General features: G+C 49.0%; 14 protein-coding genes. 1 reads left to right on the top strand and 13 read right to left on the bottom strand.

From position 1 onward, the window contains the following. Window positions 1–168 precede the first annotated feature (168 nt). Window positions 169–2,475, bottom strand: a complete 2,307-nt coding sequence (locus HI950_RS20065) for a helix-turn-helix domain-containing protein (protein ID WP_169088075.1) — start codon at window positions 2,473–2,475, stop codon at window positions 169–171. A gap of 281 nt (window positions 2,476–2,756) precedes the next feature. Here HI950_RS20065 and HI950_RS20060 point away from each other — a divergent pair, with 281 nt between their 5' ends. After that, window positions 2,757–3,113 carry a helix-turn-helix domain-containing protein gene (locus tag HI950_RS20060; RefSeq protein WP_169088073.1) on the top strand — a complete coding sequence of 119 codons (357 nt, stop codon included), beginning with the start codon at window positions 2,757–2,759 and terminating at the stop codon, window positions 3,111–3,113. 125 nt (window positions 3,114–3,238) lie between these two features. Here the strand turns inward: HI950_RS20060 and HI950_RS20055 are convergent, their stop codons facing one another. From HI950_RS20055 to HI950_RS20000, 12 genes are all read right to left on the bottom strand, one after another. Further along, a complete protein-coding gene (locus HI950_RS20055; RefSeq protein ID WP_169087827.1) occupies window positions 3,239–4,168 on the bottom strand; it encodes a prolipoprotein diacylglyceryl transferase in 930 nt (309 codons plus the stop codon). Window positions 4,169–4,246: 78 nt separating this feature from the next. After that, entirely contained in the window at window positions 4,247–7,486 is a 3,240-nt protein-coding gene (locus tag HI950_RS20050; RefSeq protein ID WP_169088071.1) for a hypothetical protein, read from the bottom strand. Window positions 7,487–7,517: 31 nt separating this feature from the next. Continuing rightward, complete coding sequence (locus HI950_RS20045; RefSeq protein ID WP_169088069.1) at window positions 7,518–8,858, bottom strand: UDP-glucose dehydrogenase family protein; 1,341 nt, start codon at window positions 8,856–8,858, stop codon at window positions 7,518–7,520. 29 nt (window positions 8,859–8,887) lie between these two features. After that, entirely contained in the window at window positions 8,888–10,258 is a 1,371-nt protein-coding gene (locus HI950_RS20040) for a sugar phosphate nucleotidyltransferase (RefSeq protein ID WP_169088067.1), read from the bottom strand. An 86-nt stretch (window positions 10,259–10,344) separates the two neighbouring features. Next, window positions 10,345–11,292 carry a polysaccharide pyruvyl transferase family protein gene (locus HI950_RS20035; protein ID WP_169088065.1) on the bottom strand — a complete coding sequence of 316 codons (948 nt, stop codon included), beginning with the start codon at window positions 11,290–11,292 and terminating at the stop codon, window positions 10,345–10,347. A gap of 1 nt (window position 11,293) precedes the next feature. Further along, on the bottom strand, window positions 11,294–12,646 hold the full coding sequence (locus HI950_RS20030; protein WP_169088063.1) for an oligosaccharide flippase family protein: 1,353 nt from the start codon (window positions 12,644–12,646) through the stop codon (window positions 11,294–11,296). Between the two features lie 6 nt (window positions 12,647–12,652). After that, entirely contained in the window at window positions 12,653–13,552 is a 900-nt protein-coding gene (locus HI950_RS20025) for a glycosyltransferase (protein ID WP_169088061.1), read from the bottom strand. Between the two features lie 3 nt (window positions 13,553–13,555). Continuing rightward, window positions 13,556–14,587 (bottom strand): glycosyltransferase family 4 protein, encoded by a 1,032-nt coding sequence (locus HI950_RS20020; protein WP_169088059.1) that lies wholly within the window; start codon window positions 14,585–14,587, stop codon window positions 13,556–13,558. Window positions 14,588–14,657: 70 nt separating this feature from the next. Then, window positions 14,658–15,230: a DapH/DapD/GlmU-related protein gene (locus HI950_RS20015; protein WP_169088057.1), complete on the bottom strand. Its 573-nt coding sequence runs from the start codon at window positions 15,228–15,230 to the stop codon at window positions 14,658–14,660. Further along, a complete protein-coding gene (locus tag HI950_RS20010) occupies window positions 15,205–16,353 on the bottom strand; it encodes a glycosyltransferase (RefSeq protein ID WP_169088055.1) in 1,149 nt (382 codons plus the stop codon). Before HI950_RS20010 ends, HI950_RS20015 begins: the two co-directional genes overlap by 26 nt. Beyond that, window positions 16,354–17,523 (bottom strand): glycosyltransferase family 4 protein, encoded by a 1,170-nt coding sequence (locus HI950_RS20005; RefSeq protein ID WP_169088053.1) that lies wholly within the window; start codon window positions 17,521–17,523, stop codon window positions 16,354–16,356. Next, window positions 17,520–18,905 carry a hypothetical protein gene (locus tag HI950_RS20000; RefSeq protein WP_169088050.1) on the bottom strand — a complete coding sequence of 462 codons (1,386 nt, stop codon included), beginning with the start codon at window positions 18,903–18,905 and terminating at the stop codon, window positions 17,520–17,522. Before HI950_RS20000 ends, HI950_RS20005 begins: the two co-directional genes overlap by 4 nt. Window positions 18,906–18,925 lie beyond the last annotated feature (20 nt).

Genomic DNA, 18,925 nt, shown 5'->3' with positions numbered 1-18,925 from the left:
AGACATGTTCTGTGCCTAGTGTCTTTTATTGTGAAAGGGGAGGTCACCTTTCTTGAACAGGTTCATTATTTTGCTGTGACAGAAGAGAAACCGCGCCACTACAAGGAAAAGACCGGGGCACCGCTTCCGCATCGATAGATAGCCGCCGGCTTACGCTTGACCCGAATCTTACTCCGATAGCTTGCTGATGGCATGCTCGCGGTACTCTGTCGGCGTCATCCCCGTATATTTTTTGAACGTCCGCAGGAAGCTCCGCGTATTCATATATCCGATCGCCTCGGCGATATCATTCACCTTCCTATCCTTGTCCAGCAGAAGCGCCTTGGACGCGTCGATTCGAATTTCGATCAGATAGTCGATGAAATTTCGTTCGGTGTATTCTTTGAACTGCTTGCTGATATAGGTTGGGCTCAAATGAAACTGTTCGGCAAGCCGATCAAGGGACAAATCATTTTCATGATAATGGCTTTGTATGTAAGTAAGCATCCGATCAATCGTATCGTTCTTTCCTCTTTGGCTTCGCTTGCTCGTAAGCTTGGCAGCCAGCTCTTCAAGGACGTAGAGAACAAGGCCCTCCGCTTGCTTCCAATCTTCACTGCGTTCGATTTTCTCATAGATGCTGTCCAGGTTGCCCATGGACTCCTCTGGGCCGATCCCGATCGAGTCGGCGACCTGCAGCGCCTTCACGATTAAGTCGAACGAAAACTGGCGGATCAAGTCAGGAGGCAAGCCGAGCTCTACCGCCTTCTGAAAGGCTTGATGTACATCCTCCTTCATCTTGTCCGTATCCGCCCTCTTAAGGGCCTCCATAATTCGGCTCGCTTTTCGGTTCAAACGGTAATAATCCTGACTGTCCAGCGGTTGTAAATCCTCGATCGAGATAACGGAATGACTGCCAAAGAGCATTTTGTAGCGGAGCGCCTTGCGTGATTCGCCGTAGGAGTTCTGGATGTCGCTCAATTCCTTGACGCCTCTTCCGACGCCGACCGTTGCGACTAAACCGAATTGCTTCTTTATGACTTCAAGTATCAATTCCAAAATAGCGAGCGCGCGCAAATGGTTTTGTTCCGCTTCGCCTTCCGCAAAGCTAAAGACAAGCGCGGCTCGTCCCCCACCCAAATCGATAGCGGCTCCCGCATTCTCTTTGCCCATCAGCTCTTCCGCTACATTGCAAAACACATACGTGTAAAGCGTTTCATCTCGCGTGCTCAAGCTCCCTTCCGCTTTGCCGATTTCCGCCGTGCAGACAAGGAAGCGCTCCGGGTATAGCGTTATTCCGGTAAATTCAAGATGATGCCGCAAGGCTTGATAGTCCGTCCGGTAACCGGTCAGCAAATCCATAATCAATCTCCACTTAAGCACCGATTTGGAATCCCGCACATGCTTCTCCAAATGCTCCCGATCCTGCATCATTTTCTCGAACACTGTCTCCAAATAGGTGAACCCGGCCGTATCAAACCGGTTATTTTTATCCGGTTGGTAGGTACCCGCCAGCTTGCCGACAAGGCGGTCGAGCGGCTTGAAGGTTAAGCGATTGACATAGAACAATACGATAAGAGCAAGGATGACCATGCCTCCCGCCAAAATGAACAGCAGATTGCGTGTTAGCTGAAGCGGCTCGTAAATTTGGGATTCCGGCATGATGCTGACCATCTTCCAGCCCGTATACGCGGAGGTGCGGTAAAATACCGTTTGCGGAACGCCGTCCAGCTTGATCGACAAGGAACCGCTGCCCTCTGTAGATAGAACATTTTTCATGTAAGGGAGCTGTTTAAGATTTTGGTAAAGCATCGTTTTATCGTCATGGCTGACGACGTTCCCATCCGCGTCAAAAATAAATAAATGGCCTGCCGTGCTGTACTCGTAAACCGACTTAATCATGCTGTATAACACATTCTCGCTAATATTGACGGCAACTATGCCGTTGCGGTATCCCGGGCTGCTGAGCGTTGGATAGGAACGCACCAGCGTGACAACGTTCTGGGTCGTCGTTCCGTCCCACACCGGATGGGTGGTAATCCATTTGAAGTATCCTGGCATGTCCATATATGATGCCAGCCAATTATTAACCGGAGAGATGTCATTCATATAAGCCTTTTCGGTCAAAATATCGCCGTTTGCAGCAGAATAAACAAAGATGGACGAGAAATTAGGGTTCGCGTTAATAAAGTTTTTTAATTTGGTCGTTAGTCCATAATAGTTGCTGTACTTTTGGGCATCGTCATCATAGCTGTCGAGCATGAAATAAACGAATTCAAGCTCGTCCATGAGAGCAAGCAGATCCTTCTCTGTCTGACGAAATGCCACTTCGATCTTTTGATCCACCTGCTTGAGAAGAGCCAGATTCGTATTAGTCAGATCATCCTCGAGCGGGCCAACCGTGCCCTGGTAGGACAACCAGAAGGTCAAAACAATAATGAGCAGGAAGATGCTTCCGTAAATGATCATTACTTTTCCCGAAATGCTTGATTTCATCTTCAACCTCCTCGCCGGATGCAGCTTGATCATTAAAATATATGCATCAAAGGAGTTTGACATTATCCTTTCCTATCATTTAAGACAAGAATAGAAAAACAAATAAGAACCTTACAGGTCTGCGGCAGCCCTGCAAGGCTCTTTGGTACATGCATATATAAGTATTTCGTTATTCTAACATTCTATCTTGTACATACAAATGGTAAACATGATATAATTATGTGTGCATTTAGCCAGCCATGAATTAGAAACAGAGAGACGTTAGAGAGAGGGGGATTACGATGTTCGCGAAGCGCCTTAAGCAGCTGCGTAAAACGAGGAAATTGACTATGCAGGAAGTGGCCGATTACTTAGGGGTTGCAAAAAGCACGTATGCGGGTTACGAATCCGGATACCGCCAGCCGACCATCGAATCCATTCAAACGATCTCGCGTAAGCTGCGCACATCGGCGGACTACTTGCTCGGACTCACTGATTATCCAGAGCCTACAATTGAGCTTAATCATAATGCGAAGGAGTATTTGAATTATGAACAGCTTCACTGGGACGGTGTACCTCTGGAAAGGGACGATCTGGAGCTCATTCGCAGCTTGCTGGAACGCGTGCTCCGCGACCGCACCTTGCCAAAGGATGGATAAACGTACCGTCACTTTAAAAGTGATATAACCATTATTGGGTTGATTGAATCATAGGCGATTGGCTCAAGCATTCAACCGCCTATAAATTAACGAATTTAGCTTCCTCTAGGTTCATGCATTCACAGTTAACCGCCCATCAGCTGCAGCATCTTCGCCTCGAACTCGCCTTGGAGCTGAAGCATCAATGAGCTGAACTTTTGCTGCCATTCCTCTGTAATCGCTGGATCCACATTATCCTTCTCCGCATAGTCGATCTTCGTTTGGAAATTCGTATTGCATGTGCTCTCCACATTCGCAAGGCTATCCATCCACTTCTGATTTAGCGCTTGGAAGGCGTAAGGATCTGATTGATCCATCTGCTCGATGCTCGCTTCAGCCCCTACCAGCACCTCATTCATATCCTGTGTACATTTCGCTTGAAGCTGAATGATCTCTTGCTCGTATTTCTCGGACATGCTTACTGGCGGCTTTGTTTCTGCTGGCGTTTCCGGCTTTGTCGTTTCCGGTTTTGTCGTTTCCGGTTCTGTCGTTTCTGGTTTTGTCGTTTCTGGTTTTGTTGCTACCGGCTTTGTCGATCCTGGTTTTGTCGTTGCCGGCTTTGTCGATCCGCCTGCATTCGGCTTCGCAGCCGTCTCTTGATTAGGCTTTTCCGTTTGCGCAGGTTTCGTCGTTTGGACTGCTCCCGAGCCCTTATCTGGCTGACTCGGCTTAGTCGTCTCCTCCGGCAAAACGGCACCATCGCCGCCCACAGCCGGTTTTTCCGTTGCTTGCTCCGCTGGCTTGTCTCCCTTGACTGCATCTGCCGGCTTCACTTCTCCTGCAGGAGGGGTGATTACTGGCTCCGTTACAGGCTCATCCAGATCTATCAGCTCCGCCTGCTCGTTCTGTGCTGATCCATCCGCGTTGACGATAAGCGCTTGCTGCGAGGATTCCTTCCAATAAAGCCCACCCCATACAAAAAGCAAAACAATCGTTAAAGAGCCTAAAATAATATTAATCGTATCCGGTTTCTGAAAGCGAGGACGCCTGTTCCTTCGTGCATGCCGTTGACTCATATGCGGCTACCACCTTTCGTTTGTAATAGAAAGAAGCCAGTCTTCTTTCTCTTGTCAGAGAAGGAAGACTGGCTGAGATTAAGACCGCATAATTTCCATAATAATAGCGGTTAACAACTTGTTGACCTTGCTTTTTGTTTCATTGATCGCTTTGTTTTTCAGCGCATCTGATGCTGTGACTTTGTTGATTTCATTAACGGTTTCATTTCTAGCTTGTACAACCTCAAGAACCAATTCTGCTTTTTGCTCGTCATTCGTTGCCGCTTTCAGCTTCTGGCTGATAGCCGCAAGCTCAGCATCCAGAGCTTGAGCGATCTTTTTCAGCTCTTCCTTAGGATCCGTTTCCACTTCGCCGTTAACAAGCGTCACCTCTTGCTGGAAGATCACTTTGGCTGAGCCTCCGTATGGATTGATTAGCGTCGCTTGAATAACTGCCGTTCCTGTGGCAACCTTCTTCGGAATCGTTACTTTCCCTTTGGAATCGACCGTGACATCCTTGCTTCCAGAAACTTTTTTCCATCTAAGGAATGAGGATGGCAGCGCTTTGTCAAGCAGCTTCAGCGTATATTCATGCTGTCTTCCATTTGCGGTTACCTTCACTGCCGAAATCACCTCTGAGCGGATATAGGCGACAGTTAATGCGTTAATCGCACGCTCATCATGCTTCAGCTTCACTTGGAATTTCAGTACAGCCGTACGAACGTCAGTAGATTTAACCCCTAAGTTGTAAAGCGCTTCACTCAAGGCGTAGTCGTTTTTGTCCGATAAAATCTCAGCCATAGCTTCCATTAGCACTTCATTGATCTTATTTTTATTGCCAAGAAGCTCAGCGAGCTCCTTTGCATTCATATCCGAGATGATATCGCGAACGGTGCCTTCAATGCCTAGGCGATCATCGCCATCGCCGAACAGGAGCACAAGGAAATCATCCATCGTCAAATTCGTTATGCCGCCGGCTGCCGCAATCGTCTTCAGCGTAGCCCGGAACTCAGGATTCGTACGAATCGCTTCGAGATCCTTGCCCTCCGGATCATACTGGATGGAGCCTACAGCTTGAATGATTTGGAACAGGCTCTTCTTCAGCTCTTCTTGATTAGCCGTTGCTGGAAGCTTCGCCTTAACTTTGTTCCACACCGGATCTATAAGCGCTTGATCCTTGGCAAAGCTAAGCTTCGAGATCTCATCGCGAAGGTTGCGGACATCCTGAACATCCGCCGGGTCACCCGCTAGCAAAGCAGCATGCAGCTTGTTCATTCGCTCAAGGAATTGCTCAGCAGGGAAGTGATCTCCATCGCCTTCCGCAGCCGTTAAAGTAACCTGCTTCTCAAAAATAACCTTCGCTGTGCCGCCGTAAGGATTGATGAACGTTGCCCGAATAACCGCCGAACCGCTTTGTGCGCCTCGCGAAAGTGTAACCGTTCCGTTAGCGGATACCTGCACATTCTCGCTGCCGGATACTTTGCTCCATCTCAGCGCAAGCTGCGGAACAGCGACGCCAAATACTTTTAAGCTGTATGCTTGCTCGCGGCCGTCTACGCTGGTTTTAACCGTTTCAACAGCAGCAGCGCGGATACTAGCAATAGTCAAGGCTTGTTGAGCCGGCTCATCCTTTTTCAGCTCCCACTGGAAGTTCGCCAACGTCGCATGAACCTCTTTTGTCGTAACCCCTAAGCCGTTTAACAGCGAGCTGACCTTATACGTATCCGTTTCGCTCAGAATCTGCTCTGTCGCCTTTGGCACTAGTGCGGCAATCGCTTGCTTGTCTCCAAGTAGGCGCAGCAGCTCCGTTGGAGATAATGCTGCTACCTGTTTCTTAATCGCGCCTTCAATGCCCAGCTTCATGCCGCCGTCGCCGAATAGATACACCAGAAGATCATCAATGACGAAGCTTGGCTCGCCGCCAGCTGCTCCAATCTCCTTAAGCAAAGCCCGGTATTCAGGATTCGAACGGATCGCTTCCAAGCCTGATGCCTGAGGATCATATTGAATCGAGCCAACCGCTTTGAGCATTTCGAACAAGCTTGCTTTCAGCTTTGCTTGGTCTGCGGATGCCGGGAGCTTAGTTGCCAGCTTGTTCCAGATCGGATCGATTAGCGCTTGATCCTTCGAAAAATCAAGCCTTGAAATTTCATCCCGAAGACCGCGAACCGCTTGAACATCGGCTGGATCGCCTGCTGCAAGGGCGCCATGCAGCTTGTTCATTCGTTCAATAAATGGAGCAACGGGAAATACCGTTTCCTCCTCTTGCGCTGTCGATAGTGTAACCTCTTGTTCAAAAATAACTTTCGCCGAGCCGCCGTATGGATTAATCAGCTTGGCCTGGATGACGGCTTTACCGCTTGCCTCGCTATCCGGTATAGAAACAACGCCATTCGGCGTTACGCTTACCCCGGAATCGCCGGATACCTTTGACCATTGCAGCACAAACGGGATAATCGATACGCCAAACACGTTTAAGGTGTAGGTGTGAACGCGTCCGTCAGCGGTTACTTTCACATTTGGCTTCGCTGCCGATCGAATGTATGCTACGGTCATCGCACTAATTGCCGGCTCATCCTTTTGCAGCTTCAGCTGAAAATTCAGCACCGTTTCTCTTACATCCTGCGGCGTTACGTCAAGGTTTTTCAGAATCGAGCTGAACTTATAGGAGTCCGTGTCGCCAAGCAGCTTCTCCGTCGCTTGAAGCAGGACGGCCGTAATGCCCTGCTTGCTGCCGAGCAGCTGGATCAGCTCTTGTGGCGATTTCTCGGCTAACAAGCCGCCAATTGTGCCTTCAACGCCTTTTCTGCTGCTGCCGTCGCCAAATAGAAACACGAGAAAATCATCGATCCTGATATTCTCATCGCCGCCTGCGGCTGCAATCGTCTTCAAGGTAGCGCGATATTCCGGGTTCGTGCGAATAGCCTCCAGATCGGTGGCATCGGGATCATAACGGAAGGAGCCGACTGCCTTGACCAGTCGGAACAGGCTCGCCTTCAATTCCGCTTTATCAACGGATTCAGGAAGCTTGGCGCTAATTTTATTCCACACCGGATCAATGAGCTGCTGGTTCGTCGCTTCATCAAGCCCGGCGATTTCATCACGCAGATTTCTAACCTCTTGCATATCCGTCTTGTCGCCTGCAGCAAGCGCGGCATAGAGACCTCTCATACGCTCTAGGAACACGCTAGACGGCAATTCGGTTTCCGCGGCATTCACCGTTTGAACAATTCCAAGCTTTTGGAACAATCCTTTCTGGCTTAGCGGCAAACCGCCGAGTGAAGCAGTAAGCATTGAAATCGCAAGCGCGGATAAGGTTACCTTTTTTCTAATCGTCATCTTTCGTTCACCTCTAGTTCATAAGTTTGGACTAAAATTGCAGAACGGGCATTTGCTGCTTTACGCCTTGATTCAAACTAGGCCTGCCAACGGAATAATAAACAAATTCAGTGCCAATTAGATGCTCTTCCTCGAATACATTGCGACCGTCGATTAAAATCGGATTTTTCAACACACTCTGCAGCAGCCCAAGGTCAACCCTCGAGAATTCCTCCCACTCGGTCAGCAAGCAAAGCGCGTCCGCATCCTTTGCCGCTTCCATAGCATCAGAGCACCATGTTACACCCTCTAATTGGTATATAGAGCGGAAGTTATCCATCGCGATAGGGTCATAGGCTTTAACCTTGACGCCGTTATCGACCAAATGCTGAATGATTTCGAGTGCCGGAGAATCGCGTACATCATCGGTATTCGGCTTGAATGCGAGTCCCCATACCGCGATCGTTTTCCCATGCAGCTGGCCTTCAAAAATCGTCTCCAGTTTGCGGATCACATTGAAGCGCTGATCCTGATTCACCTCGACAACCGAGCGGAGCAGCTTGAATTCATAGTCCACATGGCCGGCGATTTGAATCAATGCGCTCGTATCCTTCGGGAAGCAAGAGCCTCCATAGCCGATACCTGCCTTTAGGAACGACGGACCGATCCGCTTGTCATAGCCCATGCCCTCCGCAACCTTCGTCACATCGGCGCCAACCTTCTCGCAGATGTTAGCGATCTCGTTAATAAATGATATTTTCGTAGCGAGAAAGGCATTGGATGCATACTTGATCATTTCGGCGCTGCGGATATCCGTCACGACAATTTGCTCGGTTAGCGGGATATGCAGCAGCGTCATAACGTCTGACGCGCTTTGACAATTAGCACCGATAATAATCCGATCAGGATGAAGCGTATCTTGTATCGCCGAGCCCTCGCGCAAAAACTCCGGCAGCGAAATGCTGTCGAAGCGCTCGTTCGTGCGGGAGCGGATGAGCTCCGCCAGCTTCTCGTTTGTTCCGACCGGCACGGTGCTCTTGACCGCTATAATTTTGTAGCCGTTCATCGCCTCTGCAATCTCGATGGCTGCTTGATTAATATAAGAGAGATTTGCCTCGCCGCTCGGCAGCGGCGGCGTTCCTACCGCTAAAATAATAATGTCCGATTGGCGCACTGCGCTCGGCAAGTCGGTCGTGAACGATAGCATTCCTGCCTCGCGATTTGCCGTTGCCAGCTCCTTCAAGCCCGGCTCATAGATCGGAATGCCGCCGGCATTCAGTGTATCAATCTTGCGCGGGTCCTTATCCACGCAGATGACTCGGTTGCCTAGCTCGGCATAACACACGCCTGATACGAGACCGACGTAGCCGGTTCCAATAACCGTAATATTCATGCTTATCGCTCCTTCATCAAGTTTTTTATTTATACGGTGCAAAGTGACATAATCTCTTTCCAATCGAAGGCTAGCCGGACGATATCTTCTTCAATAAGCTCCGACCCCGTCTGAACCTCAATAATGTCCATTTCCGTTTCCGCGCGCAGGCTATGCCGGCTTTCTTTGGAAATCGTCAACACATCGCCGGACTTCACGAGAAAGCTCTGCCCGTTTAGGACCATCGTTCCTTGGCCGGCAACAATCGTCCATACCTCATCTCTAAGCAGATGATACTGGTAGCTTAAGTTCTGACCCGGCGCTACGCATATCCGCTTCGTCAGCACTTCCTTGCCATCCGGATATTTCAGGAAATCCAGCACCCGGTAGCGTCCCCATCGCCGTTCCTCATACATCGGACGCTGATCCGAATGCTTCATGACCTCTTTGATCATGGGGCTTGACGCTTTGTCCGATACGAGAATGCCGTCAGGGCTTGCAGCAACAATAATATTGGATACATTCAGCAGCGTAATCGGGATATCCAGCTCATTGATTACATGCGTATTCAACGAGTCGCCAGTGATGATCCCTTTGCCGATTAGCGGCGTTTCGATTTCCTCGGTCAGCGTGTTCCAGGTGCCAAGGTCTTTCCATTCGCCCTCGTATGGCAGCGCCACGATATGATTAGATTTCTCAACAATCTCATAGTCAAAGCTGTTTTTCGGAAGCTTGTTGTACTGTTTCAGCATCTCGTCGTATTGAATCGGTAATTCATTGACGATGAGTATATTAATAAGAAAATCCAGCTTGAATGCAAAAACCCCGCAGTTCCAAAGCGCAGCCTGCTCAATCATTGCTGCCGCTTCTTCTTCGCGGGGTTTTTCTCTAAAGCTGTGTACGTTGACATAATTCTCATCCGCCTCAGCGGCAAGCTCTGGAACGATATAGCCGTACTTCTCCGAAGGGTAAGTCGGCTTCACGCCCATGAGCGCCAAATCCGCACCGGATTCATTTAGAACGAGCTCAAGCTCCTTCGTTTTATGGAAAAATGACTCCTCAACATAAGGATCAACCGGCATGACAACTACCGTCTCGTTCAAGCTCACGCCTTGCACCGAGTACAAATAGGTGGCTGCCAGCGCGATAGCCGGGAACGTATCCCTTCTCTCCGGCTCTACGATCACTTCGATCTCGCTTCCGAGCTGGCTATGGATCATGTCAACCTGCGGCTTGCTCGTCGCAATGTATGCATGATCGCGCAGGCCAGCTTTAGAAATTTGTCCCCATACGCGCTGAACCATCGATTCACGTTCGCCATCGGCGTTTTTGAGCACCTTCAAAAACTGCTTGGACCGCGACTCGTTCGACAATGGCCACAGACGCTTGCCGGAGCCTCCTGATAGAAGAACAATTTTCATACTGATTCCCCCTAAAAAGTTTTGTGAAGCTGCATTAATAGAATGTCTTCGCATGAATTTATTGGTCCAACAAATAACCGGCTAGCTCAGCTCTTCACCACTAATTGAGCCGACTTTACGCTGCTGGTCCATGTATTATAGTAATTCGAGTTTTTGCCGTATGAATTGTCGAGCAGCGTGTTAGGCTTATCCATCAAGCATGACAATATATGACCGTGCAGCCTTGAGGTTTGTACGACGCGATAGCCGCTGAAGCGCTTGACCGCTTTGTCGACCAAATAATCGGAATACTTGCCCCATATTGCCTGCATCGGCAGCGGTACGCCGCTCTTGGTCATCATTTGCCCGATCACCCTAATCGACTTTTTCTCGACTCGGTTATAGAGGGAAGCCCAGTCCAAATGGTCGCCCCGCCCCACCGCTTCAAAGCTCTCCTGCTCGCTCGTCTTCTCGATGTCTGTGCGGAAGAAGCATAGCAATTCCTTGCCTGGGCTGCTCTTAGGCAAAATCGGCCAAAGCTGATGCGCCATATCCGGCGATAAATAAACGCAGCATTTATGAAATTTTTGAACGGCCAAATCATAGGTTAAGGTGTCCCGCACGAAGAGATGGGTATCCTTATGGCTGTTGAAGAGGCGCGCTGTCCGCTCATACTCCGCATCGCTCTTAAAGTAAATCGTCTGCGGAAGCAATACGATCCGATGGTTTGGATAGCTGGCCACGATCTTCTCGCGCAGCTTCTGATGCACCGGATACAAATCGCCGAAGTTTCCTCCGCCCTGCAGCACGATAATCTGATCGTTTGGAATCGTCAGCTGGTCTGGAAAATCAAGGACGCTGTACCGCGCTGCAACGCGGATATGATTGTCCTTGAAGAACGCCTCCGCCCCTTTCATGATCAGCAGATCCCCGCCGTTGTTGTATACAGGATAGTCGATATAATAAATGCTTGAGCCTGGCGGGATTACCTTCAAGATTTGAAGAAGCTGCCTTTTTAGTTCCTCCATCGGGTGTATGTTCGTTTCCACTAGCATATCAGCGCGCTCCTTTACGTTGTTTTTTCTCATTTAAACGCTTGATCAGAAAACGGAAATCATTTTTATCAAACAGCATATTTCCAAGCCTTACCCCAAAAATCAACCGCATCGACGCCATCGTCACTGCCATGCGAATGACTGCGCCGATCAATAAGGCGAGCGCGATGCCGTTCAGCCCATACAACGGCGTAAACACGAAAAACAAGCCGATCGTTGCCGCCAAGGCAATCAACTGGCGCACAAGCACTAAGCCCGGCCTTCCCATCGCATTAAACGCGGAAGCCAAAATCCATGAGCCTCCTCCGAGAATACATTCGATAGATAGCAGATAGAAGGCATTGCTTGCTTCGAGGAACGGAGCCCCGAACAAGATGCCCATCAAATACCGGCCAATGAACATGCTCGGAATGACGACGATCGTCATAAGCAGCATCGATAGCCGGAATGCCCTGCCCACCGTGGCGATAATGGCTGATTTGTCCATGCCCGTCACCTTGGGGAAGACGACATTCGTAATCGCCATCTGAACGACGTTAAAGACGCGAGACAAAGCATATACGACCGTATAAAGTCCAAGATCCCTTGCTGTCAGCATCGATAGAATGACGATCTTATCGAATTGCGAGTACAGCGTGCCGAGCAGCTCAACCCCGAACACTTTGCCGCCATAGCCAAACAGCGCCTTAGCCGCCAATCGATTGCCAAGCCCCTTCAGCCAGTTGATGCGAAGCGCATCCCTTATGCTGTATAAGGACCAAGAAACGACAAGCACGCTAGTCACAAGGAAGATGAGAGAAGCGTTCTGAAGACTTAAATCGCCGATCGCCCACAGCACCATCAGGCCTGCTAGATTGAAGAGAGGAACAAATAAGCGTACGCCGTTGTATACGTTGAACTTGCTTGTGCTCTGTGCCAGAGCCGATATTAAATTAATCGCAAGCAGAATCGGCAGCATAAGCACCGTATACCATCTAGCGATTTGAACGATGTCAGCGGGATAATTGCCAAGCCAGACCGGAAGCCAAATCCACGCGACCACGCCAACGATGATGCTGACCGGTATTTGGAAGAGGAAGCCCGCCCTGACAAAATCGCCGCCGCTGCCTTTGTTTTGCTTCATGTTATAAATAAGCGAGGTTGGAAGCCCAAACCCTACGAGTCCGGCTAGCAGCGTTGGCCAAAATAAAATGGCCGAAAACTCGCCCTTCCCGACAACGCCGAACATGCGCGCCGTTACGATCGAGGTCAGCGTGCTGATGACCATCACTAATAGATTGGTCGCGCTAGTCCGCATTATCGTCTGTAAGAGCCCGTTTCCCTTCCACGCTTTATGAATGGCAAGCTCCGACATTACAAGTCAACCCCTACCGTTATAACGCAGGATGCCGACAAGCGATCCGTTGCGGTAACATATTTTCACAACCTGGCTAATAAATCTCTTAAAATGAAAAATAGACAGCAATGACGTTCCGATCGCTTGAATCATTCGAATGGAATGCTTCACGACCGCAATCAGGCTTCTATCCTGCCGCTTCACCGCATCGCTGACGCCTTGCCAATAAATCCGCTTTAAAAACCACTTTTTCGTCGTTCGCTCCTTGGCGATCTTGTGCTGAACTGGCGCAAAAGGCGTATAGTACACCTTATAGCTTTCGCGAATTCTAGCGATCAGCTCGCTTTCCTCGCTCGACAGCAGGTTGTTGCCGACACGGCCCAGATCCTCGCGGAATGGCTTGTACTGCCCAAAGACGCTCGCCCGGAAAGCGACATTCGCACCGTATGGAATCGCTGGCGCCGGCATTTCCTTAATCTCGCTAGAGTAATCGAGGATGGTAAACACCGAGCGGTGCTCTGCCGGAATCCAATCGGGCTCCGCCACTTCCCAGATAGGATCGATTTTGCCGCCGACGCAGCCGATCTTCGCGTCGCTCTCGAAGACGTCCACAATTTGTTGCACCCAATGGCGAGAGGCGATCGCATCGTCATCCAGGAACAGAATGTACTCGCCCTTTGCTTCCCGAATCGCCCGGTTGCGCGCAACCGATAATCCAAGCTTGTCTTCGAAAATATAACGAACAGCAGGGCCATGAATCCGTGCAAGCCCGCCAACCAAGTCGGCCGTATTGTCCGTCGATCGATTGTCGATTACGACAATTTCAATTTGTTCCCGCTCATAGCTTTGAGCAAGGACGCTTTCTATTGCTTCTCCCGTATCCTTTGCCCGGTTATGGGTGCAGATGGCCACCGTTACCTTCATCCTTTATCCCCATCCTTGGTAAACTTTTTTTATCTTTTGCGCAATCGTGCTCCATTCCAATTCCTTCAGCACCTCTTCGTACTGGGGCGAGCGCTGTTCCCTCTTCACATTCAAGGCTGCCTTCATCGCGTTCTCCAAGCCGTTATAGTCGTTTGGATTGTAGCTCACGACCATGTCCTCCTTGAAATACTCGTCGATAAAATCATTATCCGGCATGACGATCAGCTTTCTGAACGATAAGCCGAGTATCGCGGAGCCTGAGGTCGTAATCTCCTTGTACGGCATGACCATCACATCGACGGCGCTGATGAGATCGGCAACCTCCTCATTCGGAATGAAGCGTAAATCCAAAATAATATTTTCTTTATCCTCAACATGCTTCAAATAGGATTCCATCTGCTTGTCCGCTTTGCCGGCTACAATGAGGTAGGATTGCTTCGTCTTCATCGCATTAAAGGCTTCAATTAGATCCTCGACACCCTTATAGGCTTTGATCGCGCCTAAGAACAAGTAAATATCCGCGTCCTCGCTAATGCCGTAAGCCTGCCTGCAATCCTTCCCTTTCGGCTTGTACACGCCTAAGTAATGGCCATGCTTCACCACAAAGAGCTTGCTTGCCGGAACCCCAAATTCCATCATGACCTTTCGTTTGATCGACTCAGAGGCGACCAGCAGCTTACTGCAAAATTTGCATATCAATCCTCGCATGAAGCGCTCAAGCTTCTTGTATTTCACCTGATGCGGATACAGGTTATGAATCGTCCAAACGAGCTGTACCTTCCGCACCTTCAAATAAAGCATCGTCATGACAAAAATGAACGATTTCACGATGAACAGCAGCAGATTGCGGTTCTGATAGGCATGATGCATCCAGTGGATATGAACAATGTCCCCTGCCTTCACTCCGCCGACCTGCAGCATCAGCTTGCCATGCTTCAAGTCCTTCACTTCCATGCCCGCGCCGTTCAGCGAATTTGTCAACAGATCATTGTAAAAGTTCAACTCACTCGATTTCGGCCACATCCATACTTTCATTGCCATACGCTCCCTAGCCAAACCAGAATCATTGCCGCTGGATATTCCTCCAAAGCCTTTCTGCGTTCTATCAGTTGTATCTGCGAATCCATTCATTCGTTACCTGGAGCTCGCGGATCACTTTGGCAGGCGTTCCTCCTGCCAGCACATTTGCCGGAATATCCCGCGTTACGATGCTGCCTGCCGCAATGACCGAGCCCTGACCAATCGTCACGCCAGGCAAAATGACAGCTCCGCGGCCAATCCAGACATTATCCGAGATGACAATGTCTTTGCTGCCCGAACGGTCCTCCATGTCTACTGGGTGAAAGTTCGTATCGATAATGTTCACCATCGGACCTATAATCGTGTTGCTGCCGATTTGGATCGACTTCGTACAGCCGATGTCTAGGCCATAATTGAAAAACACATTATCGCCTACAAACAGCTCAGCATGCTTCTCAACCGTAATCGATGAAGGAAATGGCTTCGCCTGAAAAGAAACATTTTTCCCCAAAAAAAATCTACCCTTGTTCTTTACGCTAAGCTTTCCTGAAATTCTGCCTAGCCTGCCTACCGAGCTCGTCTTAATCGGCAGTATCGCCGCTCCCTTTAGAACGGCTAGCAGCTTGCCGAAGCTAATTTGACTGTATCCTGTACTCATCCGTTCCTCCTGCCGCTTCCGACTTCATATGTGCGAGCAAACGGCTGTAGGTGGACTCAACTTTCTTCGCGATCGTGCTCATATTAAAATCATTCATTACGCTGGCGTAGCCGCGGCTGGACATTTCCTGATGGTCGACGTTTTTGTCATAAACGCGCTGGATCGTCTGATACAGCTCGTCCACATCGCCGTCCTTCACGATAAAGCCGCCTTTCGTATGATGAATGATTTCGGGAGCTCCTCCGGAATCCGCTACGATAACAGGCGTCTCTACGAGCATCGACTCGATGATAACTCTGCCGAACGGCTCGTTAAGCGAAAAGTTGATCGTAAGATCACATTCCTTCATGACATCAAGCGGTTTATTGCTGTATCCATAGAAGATCACCTGATGCTCGAGGCCATATGCCAGCACCTTTTGGATCATATCGTTGTAATAGCCATCCGATCCGTCAACGGAAGCGTCCCCTACGATGAGCAGCTTCCAATTGCTGCGGTTGCTGTCTGCTAATTTTTTGACCGCTTCAATCATGAGATGATACCTTTTCCATTCCACGATTCGGCCGAACGTCCCGATAATTAGCGTATTATCCTCCATAAAAGCCCGGCTCTTCTTCGTCAGCGCAAGCTCTGGATCGACGCCATTGTAAATAATCGTTTTGTTGCTGCCCTGAATCGAGTTCGCCACAAAATGCGAAATGCAGATAACCTGGTCAAAAAAGCGAGGCAGCACGTTGTTGAACATACGCAAATGCGTATAATCGCGGTGATGCCAAACCAGCTTGCTCTTCGTCAAAAACTTTAGCGGAGCCGTATACCAAGGAGCCCGCCAGCCATTGGCATGGACGATCGCGATCTTGTTTTTCCGAACGAACGACCGGATCTTAAGCACCGTTTCGATATAGCCTAAGCCGAATTTCTTCTTAATGCTGCTAAGCTCCAGCGGGAAATGCACATATTCCGCACGGATCTCATTCAAATACGCCGCATCGCCGGGACTTAATAAGAAAATCCGGTATTTCGACGCGTCCAAATAATTGATGAGATGAATGAGGCTTTGCTCAGCCCCGCCTTTCTTGTCCGCGTGGGTTACAAACATGACGTTTATTTTTTGATTGACCATTTAGAGCACCTGCTTTACTTGATAACTGGCATTTAAGGACTGAATAAACTGCTTCAGTACCTCTTTATGGTTGTAATGCGTGCGCAAGAAGCTTTGCGACGACTCGAGCAGCGCCTTGGCCGCTTGCGGGTTATCGAACAGCTGCTTGATTTTCGCGTAAAATTGCTCCGGCCGGTCGGCGACCATAATATGCTCATTATCTACAAGTCCGGTTCCCTCGTACCCGATAGAGGTGGAGATGACCGGCAGGCCGTTTTGAATCGCTTCAATCGTCTTTAGCTTCACGCCTGCCCCGTTTTGCATTGGATTAACGAACAGATAACCGCTTCTGTAGATGTCGTCGAGGCTCTTCGGCGTATCATGCACGATCACATTCGTCATATCGTACGCTTCAAGCCAGCTCAAGCTTTGCTTTCGGCTGTTGCCGGCTATGATGAACTTGTACTCCGGCTCCTTCAGCATCAGCGGATGAATATGCTCGAGATACCACTGAATCGCCTCCCGGTTATTCGGCATAAACAAAGATCCGATAAATACGACATGCTTGTTTTGAAAATCGCTCGATTCAAAGCTGGCCTTCGTTACCGGAGGAGGCAAAAACAAGCTTTTTGCCGTTGGATTTTGCTTATGGAACGTTTCATATTCTTTGCTCGATATAAACAGGTATTTGTCGACCTTCTCGAGCATTTTTTTCTGCAAACTCGCGAACTTGCCGCTCTCCATGTGGTAATACATTTTATGGACGACGTTTTTGGTGCTTCGGGCAAGCGCCTTGAAGTAAACCGCTTCATCGTTATGAACTCTTAAGATCGCCGTGTCAGGCTTGATCTTCGGATTTTGCAGCACCGGATACACGTAATCGCCTTCGAGGAGCACATAATCGTAATCCCCTGTTAGCTTGACGTTTCTTAGCTCGCTTCTGGACTGCACCTGCATCGGTATGACGTGGAGCAAATCCGCAAGCTTGCTTCTGCGATCGCAGAGCGTAATTTCTTCTACATAATCATACACAGCGTCCATCTCTTCCTTAGATGGCGTCTGCTTGCCGCATACGAGCAGGTGAAGCTTCCAGCCGAGCTCAGCGAGCACCTTGATTCTGCCCCATGTGTCAACTCTACCGCCATGGTCGGCGGGATATGGGAAATCACTGCATACTACAAGCATTTTCATTTGACTACCCCCGACCTTTTTGATGGATTCATTTCGTTCTTGCCAAGAAAGAGGCTAATAAAAGCAAACAGCAGCCAAACCTCGTATTTGATTTCCAAAGTAACGAGGAGCATCGAAAATAAAATAAAGATAAGCGCTAGAAACAAAATGGAGCTGGACTTTACTTTAACGATCAGGTTTTTGGCAAGCAGGTAGAAGAACAGCACAGAAATGATTCCGCCGAACATGACCCACTGGAAAAAGCCGGATTTGACGCCTAAGTTTTTATCCGAGCCCGAATATTGCAACAGCTCCCCCGCATTTATTTGGCTAATGCCAAATAGGTTGTAATAGAAATGAGACATCAAGCTGATCGAGTCATTCACATACTTATCGAAATACATGAGGTATGCTCCCGTGCCAACCCCAAACGGATTGTGAAAGACGGTAGCCAGCGAGATAATGATCGTTCCCATACGTGTGTAGGAAGATGTGTAGTTTTCGATGTCATTGCTAAACGAGCTGACCAGTCCCGCCGAAAAATTGGTAATGAACATGTACATGGCCAGAACGACTGAAATAAGCAATATGAAGTTTTTCTTTTTCCGAAAATCCAAAAACTTGATCATCGTCACGACAAGCGTGAGTAAAATAATAATCATGAACCCTTTCGAGCCGGTAATGAATACATAAAACAGAAAAAAACTAGATGCATATATGATGGATAGCGTTTTGGCAAAACCGTTCAAGTACCTTGTCAAATAGACGAGAATAGCGGAGTACACAACGACAATCGAGCCCGTCGTGCTGCTCTCTGACGTAAGCATCCTAACCCGCCAATAGGGATTGTTCCCCGAATGCAATGACATAAAGGCGTTTGGCATGCTCATAAGCTCCAAAATCATAATGGCCGCAAGCAGCGTAACGACCGCGAGAAAGCAGCCGTACAGCACCTTAAAGCTTTTAATTTTGGAAAAAACGAGCTGCATATGCCGGATATAGAGCAGAATCAGCACAAAATAGATCAATACCTTTATCGCTTTGCCCATCAACCCTTCCGAGCCAAAGCTGTAGCTGCCTTGTATGAATTGAACGAGCAGGTAGACGATGCTGATAAAGCTCAAATAAAGGATAAAGCCGAATAAATATTTTTGCAGCGTCGAGCCGTTCATCACCCGCTTGTGCTTGGCTAGCATCGCAATCTCGCAAAATACGAACAGCGGAAGCATTAAAATAATAGGCGATCTGCCGATCTCGCCGATCATATTGACTAACGGGAAATCCTGATAGACGGTCAGCACCAGCATGATGCTCAGATAGATCGCCAAAAAGAACTGTTCCTTGCTCTCATTCTTGGCTAATTTATCATTAGTCGTAAGGTTGCTCTGCAAGCTTAGGCTCATCTTCTCTCCATCCCCGTAAA

This window comes from Paenibacillus sp. PL91 (genome assembly GCF_012935325.2).
Taxonomy (GTDB): Bacteria; Bacillota; Bacilli; order Paenibacillales; family Paenibacillaceae; genus Pristimantibacillus.
This window is presented reverse-complemented; position numbering and strand designations above follow the sequence as displayed.